Source organism: Breznakibacter xylanolyticus (assembly GCF_003254275.1).
GTDB classification, from domain to species: Bacteria; Bacteroidota; Bacteroidia; order Bacteroidales; family Marinilabiliaceae; genus Breznakibacter; species Breznakibacter xylanolyticus.
Window position 1 is genome coordinate 17689 of record NZ_QKZK01000022.1, and the last position, 19094, is coordinate 36782.

14 protein-coding genes are annotated in these 19094 nt (G+C 45.3%); 3 read left to right on the top strand and 11 right to left on the bottom strand.

Annotated elements, in window-relative coordinates; translation table 11 throughout:
• The first annotated feature begins 160 nt into the window (after positions 1 to 160).
• Positions 161 to 718: a manganese efflux pump MntP gene (locus tag LX69_RS12275; RefSeq protein WP_170124370.1), complete on the top strand. Its 558-nt coding sequence runs from the start codon at positions 161 to 163 to the stop codon at positions 716 to 718.
• 205 nt (positions 719 to 923) lie between these two features.
• Here LX69_RS12275 and LX69_RS12280 read toward each other — a convergent pair whose 3' ends face one another.
• From LX69_RS12280 to asnA, 9 genes are all read right to left on the bottom strand, one after another.
• The gene (locus tag LX69_RS12280) at positions 924 to 1568 is read right to left on the bottom strand and encodes a carbonic anhydrase (RefSeq protein WP_111446352.1); all 645 of its coding nucleotides are present in this window, start codon (positions 1566 to 1568) and stop codon (positions 924 to 926) included.
• 72 nt (positions 1569 to 1640) lie between these two features.
• On the bottom strand, positions 1641 to 2027 hold the full coding sequence (locus LX69_RS12285) for a methylglyoxal synthase (protein WP_111446353.1): 387 nt from the start codon (positions 2025 to 2027) through the stop codon (positions 1641 to 1643).
• 181 nt (positions 2028 to 2208) lie between these two features.
• A complete protein-coding gene (locus LX69_RS12290) occupies positions 2209 to 3189 on the bottom strand; it encodes a LamG-like jellyroll fold domain-containing protein (protein ID WP_111446354.1) in 981 nt (326 codons plus the stop codon).
• 200 nt (positions 3190 to 3389) lie between these two features.
• Complete coding sequence (locus LX69_RS12295; protein WP_111446355.1) at positions 3390 to 4106, bottom strand: LytR/AlgR family response regulator transcription factor; 717 nt, start codon at positions 4104 to 4106, stop codon at positions 3390 to 3392.
• A 185-nt stretch (positions 4107 to 4291) separates the two neighbouring features.
• Positions 4292 to 5005 (bottom strand): TrmH family RNA methyltransferase, encoded by a 714-nt coding sequence (locus tag LX69_RS12300; protein WP_170124375.1) that lies wholly within the window; start codon positions 5003 to 5005, stop codon positions 4292 to 4294.
• Between the two features lie 86 nt (positions 5006 to 5091).
• Positions 5092 to 5364 carry an HU family DNA-binding protein gene (locus LX69_RS12305; protein ID WP_111446357.1) on the bottom strand — a complete coding sequence of 91 codons (273 nt, stop codon included), beginning with the start codon at positions 5362 to 5364 and terminating at the stop codon, positions 5092 to 5094.
• A 286-nt stretch (positions 5365 to 5650) separates the two neighbouring features.
• The gene (ilvA, locus tag LX69_RS12310; protein WP_111446358.1) at positions 5651 to 6892 is read right to left on the bottom strand and encodes a threonine ammonia-lyase IlvA; all 1242 of its coding nucleotides are present in this window, start codon (positions 6890 to 6892) and stop codon (positions 5651 to 5653) included.
• A gap of 11 nt (positions 6893 to 6903) precedes the next feature.
• A complete protein-coding gene (locus LX69_RS12315; protein WP_111446359.1) occupies positions 6904 to 8838 on the bottom strand; it encodes an LTA synthase family protein in 1935 nt (644 codons plus the stop codon).
• Between the two features lie 247 nt (positions 8839 to 9085).
• Positions 9086 to 10126, bottom strand: a complete 1041-nt coding sequence (gene asnA / locus LX69_RS12320) for an aspartate--ammonia ligase (protein ID WP_111446360.1) — start codon at positions 10124 to 10126, stop codon at positions 9086 to 9088.
• Positions 10127 to 10411: 285 nt separating this feature from the next.
• Between asnA and LX69_RS12330 the strand changes: the two genes are divergently transcribed.
• Positions 10412 to 11653 (top strand): MFS transporter, encoded by a 1242-nt coding sequence (locus tag LX69_RS12330; RefSeq protein WP_245935014.1) that lies wholly within the window; start codon positions 10412 to 10414, stop codon positions 11651 to 11653.
• On the opposite strand, the gene LX69_RS12335 is transcribed toward LX69_RS12330, so the two are convergent.
• Positions 11650 to 12471, bottom strand: coding sequence for an MBL fold metallo-hydrolase (locus LX69_RS12335; RefSeq protein ID WP_111446362.1), 822 nt, complete (start codon positions 12469 to 12471; stop codon positions 11650 to 11652). The genes LX69_RS12330 and LX69_RS12335 overlap by 4 nt on opposite strands.
• 168 nt (positions 12472 to 12639) lie before the next feature.
• Between LX69_RS12335 and LX69_RS12340 the strand changes: the two genes are divergently transcribed.
• Positions 12640 to 13347 carry an SAM-dependent methyltransferase gene (locus tag LX69_RS12340; protein ID WP_111446363.1) on the top strand — a complete coding sequence of 236 codons (708 nt, stop codon included), beginning with the start codon at positions 12640 to 12642 and terminating at the stop codon, positions 13345 to 13347.
• Positions 13348 to 13662: 315 nt separating this feature from the next.
• Here LX69_RS12340 and LX69_RS12345 read toward each other — a convergent pair whose 3' ends face one another.
• Positions 13663 to 19089 carry a C10 family peptidase gene (locus LX69_RS12345; protein WP_221621354.1) on the bottom strand — a complete coding sequence of 1809 codons (5427 nt, stop codon included), beginning with the start codon at positions 19087 to 19089 and terminating at the stop codon, positions 13663 to 13665.
• Between the last annotated feature and the right edge of the window lie 5 nt (positions 19090 to 19094).

The window sequence follows — 19094 nt, forward strand, 5'->3', positions numbered from 1 at the left end:
TTGCGCCAAACTAAAAAACTTTATGCCACATTTTTATCAACAACCCCATCCAGCGCCCGTGGCTACAACCGGCATCACTTTAGATTGCCTCTATATTACCGCAACGCCAAGACCAATGTGGCCAATCTTTTATCTTTGCGCCCTTAAATTAAAGGCATTCATGAACCTGCTCACCATTCTGCTCATCGCCTTCGGGCTCACCTTCGACACCTTTGCCGCATCGGCCACCATCGGCCTCATGGTAAAAGACATTCGCTTTAAACATGCCACCCGCCTGGCCATCGTCATGGCCTTCTTTCAGGCGTTGATGCCACTCATCGGCTGGTTCATCGGCATCTCCATACGCGACTACATCATCCACATCGACCACTGGGTGGCCTTTGGCCTGCTATTCTTACTGGGTGCCAAAATGATCATCGAGGGGCTCAAGCACGACGACGAGCGCTCCCCCTTCAACCCCTTTCGCCCCATGGTCATCGTCACCATCGCCATTGCCACCAGCATCGACGCCCTCATTGCTGGTGTGAGCTTTGGCCTTTCCGAACTCAACATTTGGCTCACCATCTTCCTCATTGGTTTTCTCACCTACCTGATGGCCATGCTGGGAATGCTCTTTGGCAAAACCATTGGCAACCGCATCGGCCATCGCATGGAAATCATCGGCGGACTCATGGTCATTGCCATTGGAGTGAAAATACTCATCGAACATCTCAATTGAAGCTCTCTCTGATGTAACAACATTGTAAGTTGTAATTGTAATTATTCAAGGGCTATCACACCGATTAATGAGGGACTACGATAACTCTTTTCAGTGATCTGCGTTCTTATTTAAAGGCAAGACGTTGTAATTAACTCAGCGTCTTTTGAGCCTCAGCGTTTATTCTTACACTGTGTGCATTAAAAACTATGTGCATTAACGCATCTCATCCCTTATCATCGCCGGGTTCGGCAATCAGTTCAAACGAACCATTGCTTTTATTGTAGGCAAATATCTCACCGGTCTCAATAATGTAATACCACCCCATGATTTTGAGTTCCCCCTTTTGATATTTCTCACGAATAAAGGGATAGGACAACAGGTGCTTCATTTGTTCCACCACATTCATCTGCTCGGTAAGCCATTCGCGGGCAGCCGGATCCGATGCCTCGGGCAAAGCCAACACCTTGTCGCGCACCGGATGTGCCAGTTGCAGCCATTTGCGCGTGTGCGGCATATTGGCCAGTTTTTCATCGGGCAAATACAATGCCTCACATCCCCCGCAGTTCGAATGACCGCACACAATGATATTCTCGACCCGAAGGGCTTGTATGGCATATTCGATCACCGAGGTGGTGGCCAAAAACTCGTCGGCCTCGCGATACAGGGGCACCAGGTTGGCAATGTTGCGCACCATAAATAATTCGCCGGGCTGTGTGCGGGTAATCAGGTTGGGTACCACCCGCGAATCGGAGCAACCGATAAACAAGGTGTGTGGCTTTTGCGATCGCCCCAACTTCTCGAACAATTGCTTGTGTTGCTCAAAATCGTGCTTTCGAAACTCAACAATGCCTTGCAGAATATTTTCCATACGCGTCTCTCTTTATTTACTTTAAAACAAAAAAGCAAAAAAAAAGTTGCCATTAAGCAACTCTTACAAAAATCAATTATTATCATCCGAGGCAACGGCCAGCCCCTTCAGCACCAGCTCTGCCGTAGCAGGATTCGTCGCCAATGGTACATTGTGAACATCACAAATACGCATCAGCATGTTAATGTCCGGTTCGTGTGGATGAATGTCCAACGGGTCGCGAAAGAAAAACACCCCTTGAATGAGCCCTTCGGCCACCTGCGCAGCAATTTGCGCATCACCTCCCTGTGGCCCCGATAGCATGCGCTGCACTTCGAGTCCTGCTGCCTGAGCGTGCTTACCCGTGGTTCCGGTTGCCACGATGGTAATATTGGCTGAATGAAGAAAATTGTAATGTTTATTCAAAAAAGAGACCATTTCGGCCTTTTTCCCGTCGTGGGCAATAACTGCTAACTTCATAATGGATGATTTTAAAATTGTGATGCCCTCTCCTCTTTATTTAAATGCAAATATAAACGCGACAAGGGCTATTGATGCCGGGTTTTCGTTTTTTTAACAGCTTTGTACCTCCCAACCATCAAAAAAAGGGGGATGCCTGCTTAAACACACGCATCCCCCTTTTCACACACCCAGGAAGGTATTAGTCCTTCACCACTTTCACGCTTTTCACCACTCCATTGCGATAAGTCATTTGAGCGATATAAATTCCGGGAACCAACAATTGATAATCATTTCCGGCGCAACTCCCGGTCAAAGTCAAGTACGTAGTTGCAACCACTTCACCTAACTCATTCAGTTGAAGAGTCGCATTTGACAAAGAATTAGCTTTAGCAGTCATGAGTCCATTGATGTGCTCAACGGTCAAAGCATTGGCGTAAATCGCCACATCGTCGAATTTAAAAGCAGGGTCTTTATCCCCCCAATTCCAAGCCTGGTTTCCACCCAAACAAACATAATCCAACTCAGAACCATTCGTAAATAATCCATTGACCGAACGGCCTTTGGTGCCATCACACGTCCAAGCGTTTTGCACAACCCCGTCCACATACATCTTCACAGACGTTTCGGCAAATGTGGCTGTAAAGAAATGCCAATTACTATCATCCAACCATGTTACATTAAAGAGATTGTGATTATATTCTGTATACTTCGTTGGATTCCCATCGTAATTCACATTTTCTGGCCACTTTAAATCAGTCCAACCCGCCAGATTAATTGATGCCTCCATTCTGAATTGAAGTGCCAACATGGGATATTCATTTACACCAGTTGCATTGGGTGCACTGCCATAAGCTGCAAAAATGGGATTCCAGTAACGTTCGGTGTTTGTACCTTTATGTACCCAGAAACAGATGGATAATTCCTTATTGGTCGCAATTTCAGAACCGGACAATACACTACTTGGCAATAATAAATAGTTGGTTCGAATTGCCTCGCCATCAACCGCATTATGAAACACTTTACCAAACCCTTGGGTTGTTTCATCAACAAATTGCCCGGAACCAACAACTGTTGCATCCTTTGCCCCATCTTCAAAATTGTTGTAGTACACTCGTGTTTGTGCATAAAGACCACATGTCGTCATTATGACAACCAACATGATTGAGTAGATTTTTTTCATCTGACCTTTTTAAATTGTTAATAAATTGAAATAATTGTATCGCAAACTTATTTCACAACCCCATTAACAAGGCGGACAAAAAAAGAAGGAATGAGGATAATTTGATAAATCAATAAAAAAACAAGCACACTAAAAACACAAAACCCTCAAAATTAATAAAATAAAAAAGCCACCTTTCAGGTGGCTCTATCTATAGGGGGTCATTTTGACATCAAATTAAGGTCGTCCATGAGCTTATCTTTGTACGATTTCCCAATGGGAATGAGTTTTGGGCCGGTTTCGGAATTAATAATTACCGAATTGTCCTCTATCACCTTTATCTTGCTCATGTTGACAATGAATGATCGATGTATGCGAACAAACTTATCCATCGGCATTTTGTCGGTGATTGACTTCATTGTAAAATGAATGGTGAATTTATCTTTAAACGTATTGACTACCACATAGTTTTCCAAAGCCTCGATCCATAAAATGTCGTCATACTTCACACGCACAAGCGATGAATTATTCTTGATAAAAATCTCGGTGCTCTTTTTGGCAAGATTCTCCTTCTTATCAAAACGCTCACGTGCCTTGTTGACCGCTTTTATGAAACGGGGATACAACACTGGTTTAAGAAGATAATCGGTGACATCGTACTCATACATTTCCAACGCATACTTCTCCTGCGATGAATAAATAATGACTTGAGGCAACACATTCAATGATTTGAGAAAATCAATCCCCGTCATTTCGGGCATCTCGATATCGAGAAAGATTAAGTGAATGGGATTTTCACTATCACTATGATTCAACGCGTAAATGGCCGATACCGCATTGTTGTATTTGCCCATCAACGTCAGCCCATCAGTTTTAGTGACAAAATCCTCAATAATCTTCGTCGAAAATTTGTCATCATCAACAATGATACAGTTCATAATTTCAAGAGTCAGGTTTACAAAAGCTTAGATCAAAAAAAGAGGTTATTCGCCAACAGCAATATCACGCAGCAGCAAACGACCAATTCAAATTTAAGAAAATCTCATTAGAATCGCAGCATAATTATGGGAGTTTTTTTCTATTAACGCCCAAAAATTTATGACCAATGCACCCAAATGTTCCATTAAATTTCAATTCGCTCCTCGATTCCCAATTGACTAAAAAAACGCCTCTCGATTAATTCAGGCGTTTTCAACGAATTACGATACCACGCATAAAGCAACGACAGCTTCTCCTGATCTGAAAGCTGCCATGGCAAATCGGATTTACGCAAAGCCGTGGTCAACACATGCAGAATAATGGCAACCGATACCGATATATTGAAACTCTCCGTAAAACCCACCATGGGGATTTTTATCAGCTCATCGGCGTGAGCCTGCACCACCGGACTAATACCTTCGCGCTCGGTGCCAAACACCAATGCCACTTTACCGGCCGATAAATCGAACTGCTCCAAATCCGCATCAGGGGCATGGGGTGAAGTAGCCACCACACGGTAACCTTGGGTCTTTAAATGCTGTATGGTTTTAAGGGTATTGTCCGATTCATGGCGGTAACGATGCAAATCGATCCAACGGGTGGCTCCCCTTACCACCTCGGCATTGACCTTAAAACGATTGCGTGTTTCAATCACATGCACGTCCTGAATCCCGAAACAATCGCACGTGCGCAACACGGCACTCCCGTTTTGAGGCTGAAAAAGATCTTCGAGCACCACAGTCAGGTAACGGGTTCGATTGGAGAGGTTACGATCAATGAGTTCAATGCGCTGATCGGTGAGAAAACTCCTAAAATGGTTCACCACCTGGCTCAACGCCTGGGGTGGTATGCGGCTCATCATCCTGGACATACAAAACGATCACTTATGGGTAAAAAAAAGAGAGCACAAAAGTACTCTCTTTTTCAATTTTTTTGGGTAAAAAATTAATTAACCGCGTCTTCCAATTCACTACCGGCTTTAAACTTTACAATTTTTTTAGCAGCAATAGTAATTTCTTTTCCGGTTTGAGGGTTACGGCCGGTACGAGCACCGCGCTCAGTCACACCAAAAGAACCAAAACCTACCAAAGATACTTTGTCGCCTTGCTTCAACACATCCGAAATGGTTTTTGTCAATGCATCCAATGCTTTTTTAGAATCAGCCTTCGTCAAACCAGCCTCAGCAGCAATTGCGTCAATTAATTGAGCCTTGTTCATAATCACAAATAATTTTAGGGTTTAAAAAATGGTTTATTGTATTCGTAACACAAATATAGAGGATTTCAGATGGCTTCCAAATTTCAGAACCAAAAAAATATAACATTTTGCTACATTTTTTTGAAGAATATCAGATTTCCGTTCTCAAACAACCTCTTCCCTATCAAGCATTCACTTGCAGGGGGTATTTATGTGCCTTGAAAATCAAGATGAATTTCGCTTTATTTTATCATATATCACCCAGACAAACCCTTAATTTTTCTAAAATAATGCAAAAATCAACAACTCAAATGAGCAGATTGAAAAGATCGGGATTTTCATTAATCACCTGATACTTAACACCACGCTCATTCATATTGGATATCAACGCATTATAATCATCTGGCGACTTCGTTTCAATGCCCACCAAAGCAGGTCCGTTTTCACGGTTATTCTTTTTGGTGTACTCAAAATGCGAGATTTCGTCATCAGGCCCCAGTATTTCGTTTAAAAATTCACGCAAAGCACCGGCTCGCTGAGGAAAACGAATGATAAAGTAATGCTTCAGTCCCTCATACAACATCGATCGCTCTTTGATTTCCTCGGTTCGGGTGATGTCGTTATTCCCGCCACTGACAATGCATACTACATTTTTCCCACGTATGGCATCGGCAAAAAAATCGAGTGCTGAAATGCTCAATGCGCCGGCCGGCTCAGCCACAATGGCTTCTTCATTATATAATTGAAGAATGGTGGTGCACACTTTACCTTCGGGAACCAACACCATGTCGTCAATCACCTCCTGAGCCAACTCAAAATTGAGGGCTCCCACGGTGGCGACGGCTGCTCCATCGACAAATTTTTCGAAATGGGAAAGTGTCACACGATGCCCTTGCTCCAATGCCTGCTGCATGGATGGAGCCCCCTGGGGTTCAACCCCGATAATGCGGGTGCCAGGACTGATTTGTTTAAAATAGGAACCCACACCCGAAATCAATCCGCCGCCCCCAACGGGGACAAACAGATAATCGAGTTTTTCGCGGGCATCGCGCAATACCTCAAGCCCCACTGTGCCTTGCCCGGCAATCACCGTGCGATCATCAAAAGGATGGATAAACACCGTTCCGTTGGCCTGACAATCGAGCATGGCAGCTTGGTAGGCATCATCATAAGTATCGCCAGTCAGGATAATCTCCACCTGATCTTTGCCAAACATACGCACCTGCTTGATTTTTTGCTGGGGCGTGGTGGCCGGCATAAAAATGCGTCCACGAATGCCCAAATGTCGACAGGCAAAAGCGACACCCTGTGCATGGTTACCTGCACTGGCACACACGATGCCACGCAATCGCTCATCGGCGGTAAGTGACGAAATTTTATTGTAAGCACCACGTATCTTGTAAGAACGCACCACCTGCAAATCTTCACGTTTGAGGTAGACATGCGCCTGAAAACGTTCAGAAAGAATGGGGTCAAACACCAACGGGGTCTGTACCACCACCTCCTTGATATTCTGATAAGCGGTTTCAATGTCCAATATCGATAACATAATGAATCGGTTTAGTCTTTCACCACCAGGTCGTTTTGCAACATACGGTTGTTGTACTGCTGCAAAACGGCTTTCATGGCCAGTTCCACATCATTAAACCCACCTGCGGCCTGAATGTTCTGTGACAAGGATGAATCGTTGACAAAATCGTACACCCCGGTCACCTTTTTTCCATCGAAATACATCACCAAACTGTCGCGCATAAATTGATAAGTCCCGCCAACATAATTCATCACAAAAGGCTTTTCGTTGCCCGTGAGGTCGTTGCCAAAAGCCATGTAAGGATTGGGGTAATGGAGCATCGACAGCACCGTGGGCATAATATCGGTTTGTTGCGCCAAACGGTTATCAACCCCTTTGAACGAGCCATCGGGTGCATAAAATATTAAAGGAATGGCAAACGCATTGACATTGGTCTTATAAGCATCGTGACACGGAAAGGTACTATGGTCGGCTGTGATAACAAATAAGGTGTTTTTGAACCAGGGCATTTTACGAGCTGTTTCGAAAAAGCGCCTCAAAGCATTGTCGGTGTAGCCAATGCACTGATGCAAATCCATGGTTCCCTTGGGAAATTTACCTTCATATTGTTGGGGCACTTTATAGGGATGGTGCGACGAAAGGGTGAACAGGGTACTCACAAAAGGCTCCTGCTCCTCTTCCAGCTGTTGAGCAAAAAACTGTAAAAACGGTTCGTCCCAAATCCCCCAAATTCCATCAAAATGAGTATCATCGTTAAATTCGTTACGCCCCACGTATTTTTGAAATCCGGCCATATTGGTAAACGCCTGAAAGCCCATGCTACCGTTGGGTGCCCCGTGAAAAAAAGAGCTGGCATAGCCCTCAGATCCCAATAAAGAAGCCAGACTATTGACGCGATTAGACGAATACTCCGACAACACATAAGGCAACACCAGTGCCGGCAGGGAAGCCGTCACCGATGGCAGCGCATCGATGGATTTTCGGCCATTGGCAAAGGCATTGGGAAAAACCAGACTATGATTACACAACGAATCGAGAAAAGGCGTGTAACCCTTATATTGACCACCCTCAAGCGCAGGATTGAAAAACGCAAAATGCTCCCGACTGAAACTCTCTAAAATGAGAACAACCACATTTTTACGATTAAAAGCAAGCGTATCGACAGGTTGTTTAACGGGTGAAAACAAAGCAGTCATCTGCGAGGGAGTCTCAAAGAAATCCATCTTCTCGAACGACTTTTTTCCAATGGTGCGAATGATGCTAAAAGGGGTGTTGAGCACGATGGCCACCTCTTCGGGCGACTGCACATATTCACCGGCGTTGCTCAGCGTAATGGGGCGGGTGCTGTGCCGATATCCACCACGAATACCCACAATGGTAAAGCCGGTGAAAAGCGTTAATGCCACCACCCCAATGGGGTAAGCCAGCCAACTGGCCTGATAATGATGAATGCGGGGCTTCACCATTCGGAACAAATAAACCAACATCGCCACCAGGGCGCCCCAAACCAAAAACATATACCAATAATCAAGCACAAACTGCCCGGCCAGGGTACCCAGATTCGACTCGTTTTTGAGGATATCGGCCACATTGGCCGTGGTCCGTTTCATGATAAAAGGGTAGTATTTAAAATCGATAACATTCAAAGACAACCCCACTGCATTTACGGTGACAAACATACCCCCTATGAAGCGCTGAAAACCGACTTTATCGCGCCAGGGTCCTGGAATGAGTGCCAACAGAAAATAAAGAGCATTCAGATAAAGCAAGGCGCTCACATCAAACACCACCCCGCCTTTCATCAGCACCCAAAAACTTCCCCAACTGACACCGGGAAACATGGCCATATTGAAGGCAAAAAACAACACACGGCACACGGCATACAACAACAATAGAACCACAAATTGATAGATGTAAACTGCAAATTCGTTCATCTGAAACCGGGAACGAAACCAATTTTTCATGTATAAAATTTTAAATATCAAAACATAAGACCAAGAGGCCATAATTAATCACCCACCCGATGTGTAAGGCATAAGCACTTCATTGCTACTTGAACTGCCACGAAGCCTCAAGAGTTACATAAAGAAGGTTTAAAAGCACAAAATGAGTGCAATATTAACGAATATCAAAACAGAAGCGGCTGCGAAGATGTAAAAACATCCTTCGCAGCCGCAAATATGAGAACCAAATCAATGGTTGAAATGAATCTTAAATGAGGTCGATGCCATTTTTGGCACACTCGGCACGCATGTCGTCCGACCAAAGGCTGGCTTGTATTTCACCAATGTGAGCCTTGCGCAGAAAGAACATACACAAACGCGACTGACCGATACCACCGCCAATTGAAAGCGGTAATTCACCACTCAGCAGACGCTTGTGGAACATGAGATTCTCGCGCTCGAGGGCATTCTCGAGAACCAACTGACGATGAAGAGCCTCGGGGCTCACGCGGATACCCATGGATGAGAGTTCGAAAGAACGCTCCAAGACGGGGTTCCAAACCACAATATCGCCATTCAAACCCATAAAACCATCAGTATTGGGCGTTGTCCAGTCGTCGTAGTCCGGGGCTCGGCCATCGTGTTTCTCGCCATTGGAGAGCTGGCAACCTATGCCCATGATGAATACAGCCCCTTTTTCACGGGCAATGGCATCTTCGCGCTCTTTGCCTGTCATACCGGGGTACATCTTCAACAGTTCTTCACTGTGGATAAAGAAAATATCTTCGGGCAAAATGGGACGAATGGCGGGGAACTTCTCGTACACCACGTATTCGGTGCGCTTCATCACCTCATATATTTTGCGAACAATGTACTTGAGAAAAGCAATGTTGTACTGCTCCGATGAAATGTGACGCTCCCAGTCCCACTGATCCACATAAAGCGAGTGGATGTTATCGAGGGTTTCATCGGCACGGATGGCGTTCATATCGGTATAAATACCATATCCGGACTCAATTTTGTAATCGGCCAAAATCATCCGTTTCCATTTAGCCAAGCTGTGAACCACTTCGGCACGAGCATCGCCCATGTCCTTAACGGGGAACGACACTGCCCGCTCCGATCCATTGAGGTCGTCGTTCAGGCCGGTGCCTCTCATCACGAACAAAGGAGCCGTCACCCGACGCAAACGCAATTCAGACGATAAACTTGACTGAAAAAAGTCCTTGATGATTTGAATGGCCTGCTCCGTTTGTATCAAATCAAGATATGACTTGTAGTTTTTTGGTATAAAAAGATGACTTACCATGATGTTTTAAATATTGTACTTCCTCTCGTGAACCCTCTCAGCAAAAAGATAACCCTTTCACCCAAAGAAGGTTTTAAAATATTTCTCTCTCTAGCCTGATGATATCCTTGCAGAATAAAATCTGCCAAAAATATAAAATTTTTAACAACCTGACACATTTTTCCCTTTCTGAAAAACAAATTTATCACCACTTTTAAAATCATCGGTTAATTTGAAAGAAAACACCCCTAATTCCAACACATTGGTAAAAAAACGATGCCTCTAAAAATAAAACAATCGGCATCGATGGTTCGACAACCTATTATCGAACTATTTTTGCACCACACAAAAAAGATCATGCCGGCAAACAACATATCACACAACATCATTAAGCTTAACATCATCAAGGTAGCCAAGTGGTTCATGCTCACGGCACCCATCATGATGTTGTTTTATAAAGAAATGGGCTTCAATGCCGAGGAGTCGTTTCGTCTGAAGGCGTTTTACTCCATCAGCATTGTCATATTCGAAATTCCATCGGGTTACCTGGCCGATGTCATCGGGCGACGCAAAACCATCATCATTGGTAGCATCTTTGGCACCCTGGGCTTTGTCATCTACTCACTAATGACGGGATATTGGCCATTTTTGATGGCCGAAATGACACTAGGCTTTGGCATGAGCTGCATCTCGGGAGCCGACTCGGCCTTGCTGTACGATTCGCTCAAAGTTACCGGTCGCGACCACCTGTACGTGAAATACGAGGGTCAGAACTTTTCAGTGGGCAACTTTGCCGAAGCCATGGCTGGCATCACGGGGGGTGCCCTGGCCGAAATCAGCCTGCGTTTCCCATTTTTTGTGCAAACAGGCATCGCCCTCATGGCCATCCCAGCCGCGTTGATGCTGGTGGAACCCCCATTGCATAGTAAACGCATGGCCATGGGCATGAAAGAGATATGGGGCGTGGTGCGCCATTCGCTCATCGACAACCGCCCGTTGCGATGGAACATTGTCTATTCGTCCATCATTGGGGCGGCTACACTCACCATGGCATGGGTCATCCAACTCTATTTAGCGCACATCGGTTATCGTGAATACCAAATCGGTATGGTGGCCATGGCCTTGAACCTGGTGGTGGGTTTTGCCACCCTTTCAGCCTATAAAGCAGAACGTTACTTAAGCCCCACCACCACCGTATGGGTCACCACACTCATCATCACCGGCAGTTTTATGGTGGCCGGTTTTTTTCAGTCGGGATGGATTATTGGTTGCTTTGTCCTGTTTTACATCGCCCGAGGCATCGCCACCCCTGTATTAAAGGACTATGTAAACCAAATCACGGGGTCGCACATCCGAGCCACGGTACTGTCGATACGCAGCCTCATCATACGAGCTGTTTTTGCCGTGGTGGCTCCGCTATTTGGCTGGTTTACCGACCAATGGTCACTGTCGGAGGCATTTATTTTTCTGGGACTTTTTTACATGGCAACCACCGGCGCGTCCATTGGTTTATTTTTAAAGACGTTGCCAGCAAAGGGCAACCGCTAAAGCTCAAAATCAATCTCCAGGCCATCGTATGCCAACCGCACATGGTCGGGTAACTGGCGCTCAACATCGGCATGCAGCCCCAACTGGTGGCCAATGTGGGTGATGAAAGCCCGACGAGGGTCTACCCGGGCAATGACATCAAGCGCTTCGGGCAAGGTGAAATGCGAAATGTGCGTTTCGAAACGCAGCCCACTGATGACCAGCACATCCAGCCCCATGAGCTTTTGCAACTCCGGCTCGTCGATGCGGTTCACATCGGTGACGTAAGCCATCTTCCCCACCCGAAACCCCAGGACGGGCAAACGGTGGTGCCACACGCGCACTGGCACCACGTCCACCCCCATGCATTGAAAGGGCTTCTCCCCTATCTCAACCAATGAATACTCAGGCACTCCTGGGTATTTGTAGGTCTGAAAAGCATAATCGAAACGGGTTTTCATGTCCTGATGAACACTATGCTCAGCATAAATGGGCATGGCGCCCTGCACTTGCCAGTTGAAAGCCCGCACATCATCGAGCCCCGACATGTGGTCGTAATGGGCATGGGTAAGCAAAATGGCATCGAGGTGCTTGACATTGGCTCGCAACATCTGCTGGCGAAAATCGGGACCGCAATCGATGAGTAGGTGCTTGCCCTTTACCTGTATCAATACTGAGGAACGCAAACGGTTATTACGGACATCGACACTGGTGCACACCTCGCAATCACAAGCAACCACAGGCACCCCCATGGAAGTACCCGTCCCTAGAAACGTGAGACGTCCTTGGTGAGCGGCAATGGATACGGAATGGGCAATGTAAGGAGATGTATGAGGCATGTCCGAATGATGATTTACCCCACAAATATAATGGCTTCGTACGGGGCATCCAACACAAGCCTTGCGGTTTTAAGACTCCCGCCCAATCTTTGCGGCATATTTCCCGGTAGCCAGAGACGATTATTGTTTGGGGATGTCTATTTTTGTGCTCCATTAAACAGATCTGCGATGCAAGGACAACTTTATCTCATCCCCAGTCCGCTTGGCGAAGGCGCCATCGACCATGTGTTACCCCAAGATGTGTGCCGTCTGATTTCGACGATCCGTCACTTTGTGGTCGAAAACGAGCGCACAGTGCGCCGTTTCCTCAAGCAGGTGAACAGGGACATTGACATCAACGCTCTGCACTTCACCATTCTCGACAAAGACACCTCCCTCTCGCAGCTGCCGGCCATGCTGGCTCCCATCGCTCAAGGACATCATGTAGGTATTGTGAGCGAAGCCGGGTGTCCGGGCATTGCCGATCCGGGCGCCACCCTGGTGGCACTGGCACACGAACGCAACATCAGGGTGATGCCATTGGTAGGACCTTCGTCCATTTTGTTGGCGCTAATGGCCTCGGGCATGAACGGTCAAAGCTTTGCCTTTAACGGCTACCTGCCCGTCAAGAAAAACGAAAAAACGGAAGCCATCAAACGCTTTGAGCTTCGCTCAATGAAGGAGAACCAGTCGCAAGTGTTTATTGAAGCCCCCTATCGCAACCTACAACTACTCGATGACATGCTGGCCATTTGTAAACCGGCCACCCGTCTGTGCATTGCCTGCGATATCACCCTCACCACGGAACTCATCGCCACGCGCACCATTGCCCAATGGCAAAAAAGCCCGAAGCCGGATCTTCACAAGCGACCGGCAATTTTTATCATACAGGGATGATGCCCCTTTCGACAGTGCATCGGATTGATGTCATTCACAATTACTTCTACATTATATCCCCCTGCCCTGCCAGAGACATGTGACACCCAAATGCATCACAAAACTTCTTACGACCGAGCGTGTTCAGGACTTACACCCGGAGTTATCACCCATGCCGGGCGCACAAAAAAAACCCTGTCAGGATTTGAAAACCTGACAGGGTTATAAAACACTCCTCCATAATCAGATGGAGCTAGCCGCGCCCCCAGACACGATAAAAAGCCTCGGCAACACCAAGCATAAATAAGTTGCCCTCCTCCAATGACAATGATCAAATCAATCGGCCTTGGTTTTGATGATAAAATAAAGAACCAGATTGGGGTTGGAAAAATCCGTTGCAACATAAGAGTTCTCTTCAACTGAAACAACACCACCCAACTTATCGTAGTTGGTTTTGCGAACAACAGCATTCAACTTGCTTACGACCTGTTTGGTATCTGAAGTATTGCCGGTTTTAAACTCCTGGATATTATCCCCATAAACCTCATCATAACCAGTAGAAGCAGCAGGCTGTATAAAGCCGATGAAATCATCTAACCCATAGGTCTCCTCTCGTTCTTTGATGTAATCAACATACCCTTTGTAAACCAACCGCTCTTCAACGTTTCCATCTATTCCGTAAACAAATTCAATAAAGGTGTGTTGCTTGTGATAACACAGCTCCTTTTCGGTGATCAAAAGCGTACCGGCAACAACATCGTGATCGATGGTTTGGGTATAAATGGTACTATCCTTCATGGAAGGCATGCCCAGAATAAAACCCTGATCGATAACCCTAGTGAAAGTAGCAATAGTACGATAAGTATGACTATTTAGAAGTTGCCGGCTCACGGACTGATGATGGTTTTCGACCCTGAAACCGGTGACTTGGCTCAACCATTTGGCACCAGGAGTCCCGATGGAGAGATAGTCGGAAGCATTTGTAAAAGTATGTTTATATGGCCAACTGCCATTGTAGATATCTAACATGGCTATGTTTTCGATATTCATAATGGGCATTGCAGTCAATTCAATGGATGCATCAAAATCTTTGGCTTCGATGTATTCCTTATTGATTAAAAGCAAGAAGCTGGTATTTTTAAATTTAGTGCGTGCGTTATCTTTATTACGGCTCTCTAACAAAAAGCTGTACTGAAGCGAGTCGCTGATATCAACAAAGTTCATTTTCAATTTCTCAGCATCGTAAGTCACATGATACACCTTGTGATCTTGATCGAGCTCATGTTTCCGTTTATAGCTGACCATCACCATGGTATCTGGATTGATATTATCGAGCATGATGATTTTAGAAGCCATGTAAGGAACATTCACTTCCACTTGATCGATTTGAACTTTATCGTCGCCATTAGCAAATCGATAAGTCACCGGGTGGGCAAACACCTTTTTGCTTCTATAATTTTGTATATATGCAAAAGGATTACCCTTTTTGTTGATGATGGTAAACTGATCGTTTTCACCCGATAGCAGATACTTTACATACGCCTCATACTCATCGCCCAAATTCGAATTTAAATACTTGCTGACGTAATTGCCCAAATAGGTTCGCCAACCACCAAACCAACTGGTTTCTTTCAAAAGGGTTGCCGGCTCTAGCTTTTCGACCCCCGGTCTCCAACTGCGCATGTAATGCATGAAGGTACCTGCCAAATAGCCATATTCACGAGTTCCCGACATCCAAGCGGTTAACATAGAACTATCCCAGTGATCCCACGAATTTGAAATATAGTTTGCAAAAGGAAATTTGGAGGATTCCAAACTCTTCTTGAGAAACTCTTCAGACTCCGCTTCGGGAATGGCTTTGTCGTCCCAAACAATCCGGTCGGACAAAGTGGCATGGGCTTCCATCCAAAAAAGATTACCACCATTGGCCGAAATATAGTAATCCTGTGTGTAATGCATGAATTCATGCGCCAAGGCTTGCTGCAATTGGGGTGTTTTTAATATATCCTGCGAGATGGTAAGGTAGCCCTGAAGCATTCCCAAAATGCTCACTTCACCATCGGCTTCCCCTGAAAAATTATGGACATACACTTTAAACTTGCCTTCAGGTACGGTCAATCCCAAAGACTTATACTTATTAATGACCATGGGCAGATACTCTGTTATGTCCTGCACCATCAACGGAACACCGGCAACATGCCAAGGCTGCTTAGGCTTTTTACGACCATATATTGCATTCAAAAATTCTTCTTGAAACTCATTGTAAAATACCAGGATATTATTTCTGTCATATACATCGGTATATCCCCTGCGATACTCTTCGGCATACCACCACCATTTCATTTTGGTCAAATGATGGGTAAGAATGTTCAGCGTGCTGTCTTTCAAGCTCAAGCGGGCATTTTCAAAAGGTTTCCACAACTGATTCTTGTCATCATAATAAACGGCTTCAAAACGATTGATCTCCTTTTCGTTAACCTTCAACTTGTCAATATTCTTCAGCTTAATCAACAACGGGATATCAAAGGAATCGGCAAAACTGACCGACACATCGTATCCCATACCCGCCACCACGCCTTTGGGTGATGCAGGGCCATTTTCGAGCTTGGTGATTGTGAGCCTAAAGTCAGCATCATGAAAGTTAACAGGAACCACCACTTCGATGCTATCGACAGAGATTGTTTTCAGGTTTTGAGTCACATTGATGACCTCATCAAACAATACTGTTCCCAAGGCTTTAACCAACAACTGATCGCTGTACTTTGGGTCACATCCCTGCTCATCCAGACAGCAACGGTAGTAGGCATTATTCTTAGGCTCAAGCAGTAAAGCCTGCTCACTGATGCTTTTCACGTTACTTTTCAAATCGATCCTCGTCATTTTATCGGACACCTTCTCCCAAGTCGTGCCATCAGAAGATGCCTCCCAATAAATGTTGCCCCGTTTCACGTGCAAGGGAGGTACCAGGGTGACGGTTCGGTCACTGACAGATTGATTGACTAAATTACTCTGTGCTCCCACATGTCCTTCGGTATAACTTTCGGCTAATATTTCCTCATCAGAAGCCAATCGAAAACTGATGGGTTCGGTATTTAAATTGAACATGCAGGGATAAGAATCGGAAGATCCCCCATAAGCAAATTCAAAAGAAGGTGAAGCGGGGTTAAAGACCTTGCAGTAATATTTATTGTTGATATTTTGCTCGTTGATAACGAGAGTTAAAACAGGACCTTCGCCCACGCCCTCGAGTCGCGCATCTTTAATGATGAGAGACTGAAATTCAGGATATGCCAACCAGTAATATTCATTGGTCGGAAGCTTCATTCTACTAATATCACGAATATCAATAATGACCGTGTCGCCCAATTGGACATTAAACACCTGTTTATTTAAAGCAACCGTTTTTTGATCGCGCACCCCAAACTTGAGGTTGTCGGCCTGGGGAATATCATCAAACACAAAGCGATTATTATTGAGACGCACAAATTTATTAAGTTCGGTTTGCATGAGCCTGAGGGGAATGGAGCCCTGCAAATCGTTGTTCTCGAGCAGCACAGTCGCATTGTCGTTGATGTTTCCTAACGAAGCCGGAATGGCTGTAATTTGATTGTCGTTGAGAAATAACTGAGACAAAGAGGGACAATTCCCCAAATCGTCCGGAATGGTTGTCAAATTATTAAACGCTAAGTCCAACAACACCAAATTACCAGACTGCCCCAAATTATCGGGAACCGAAGTGATAAGGTTATGGTTTGCAGAAAGCGAATGAAGACTCACGCACAAAGCCACACCATAAGGTAAAGCCGTTAAACGGTTGTTGTTGAGTTCAATTTTCTCGAGAAGGATTAAATTGCCAATGGATTCAGGGATGGATGACAACAAGTTATCGGACAGTCCCAGGAATTCAAGGTCGCCAAAATTCCCAATGTATGAGGGCAAATCGCCGGCTAATTGGTTTTGATGCAAATCCAAACGTTTTAACACAGGGCAATGGCTGTCTCCTTCTTCAAAACCCGTCAATAAATTTTCACTCAAATTCAAATACTCAAGATTGGGGAGGTTTATCATCGGCACATTGCCGGTCAACAGGTTTCCCGACAAATCCAGATCATACAATTGCAAGAGCCCGTTGAGAGACGCGGGGATTGTTCCAGACAAATTTTGATTAGAAATATTGAGCACCCTGAGTTTACTTAAATTACCAATGGTTGCCGGAATGCTACCCGAGAGATTCCCCCGGCCAAATTCGGAGACAATCTGAGTCAATCGTAACATTTCGAGGTTGCTTAAATTGCCAATTGCAGCAGGCAGCGTACCCCCCAGCCCATTTGAAATGTTTAAAGATTTGAGTTTTTGAAGTCGGTCAATATCATTGGGCAGTTGCCCCATCAGGTTGCCTTTATAAAAATTCGGCTCAATGTAAATGGAAGTATTGACAATATCGAGACTCTGCAACTCCGTCAGGTTAGAGATGGATGCAGGAATGTTACCATTCAAACATCCATAGAAAGATAATTCCCTCAAGGCCGTAAGTTTACCGATTTCTGGAGAGATACTTTGATCACTTGCGGGAGGGATGGCAGATGAAATGGATAATTTTATCACCCTGTCGTTGAACAACAACACACCGGGCCATTTATATACAGGCATTGACAAATCCCATTTGGTGGCCGGCGTACCCCCCAAGGCATGATGAATGGCCACCAGCGCGAGAGAATCCTGCACATTTGCCTTTTTAGGTTCAGGAGTGATGACCAGAGGGGTGCGAATATTATTGAAAAACTTCAGATTATTGATACCAAAAAACTCATTTGAGTTTAACAGATAATAGCCATTGAAACTCCCTCCCCATCCAAAATCGACGTGATAAAAACCACGGCTGTCGCAGCCATCAACAACAAAGGCATGCCCTACGGGTTCACCCGAGAGTGAGATATAAACAGGGCGCAGTTGTTCTAACTCATTGATGATATACTCATGGGTCACATCGGCTTGAGCCGTATAATAATGAAAATATTTCTCCAATCCGGCGGGAAAATCCTTGTTCGGAATGCTTCCGTAAGGGCTTCCGCAATATTGCATCTCCATTGAGTTACCCACATGAAAGGATAACAATTCATGAGAATCATAGGTGTTTCCTTCAAAATTGGCACAAATCTCGCCATGTGAGGCATCCTGATAACAATGAGCGCCATACCCATTTATGGGTTTGCCTCGTCGGGCTGCATGATACAACATGATTTGGGTAACGGCCGTGGCCACACATCCGGTGGGACACCCGCCAACTTCGCCATGCGAAAACTGATTAAGCCGAATATTGTAATTGCCCAACAAGGGAGTCACCACCGCAGCACTGGCGCTTTTGAGAGGAGAAGAGGCATAAAACACCAATGAATCCTGGTACAAATTCATCAACTCTCCTAGCTGAGGAGGAATATTGGCCGTATCAAAACGCCCATCATCAGAATATCCAACCACCCGATAAGCATTGTTGCATTGAGCAACCATGGCATATCCGCCATTGCCATTATCAAACACAAACAGAGGTGTTTTGACATGGTCGGGCGATTGATAGACTTTAGCAATGGAACTCGCAGACTTAAGGGATGAAACGGTATTGCCCTCAGCGCCAATCACCCGGCGATTTTTAAAAAATTCGGTTGCCAGTTGCCTGGCGCCACTCGCATCCCTGCTTTGTGACATTGCAACAGCATTGACCAATAATAAGCAAACAACGGGTATAAATTTCAACTTCCCCTTCATAAGAC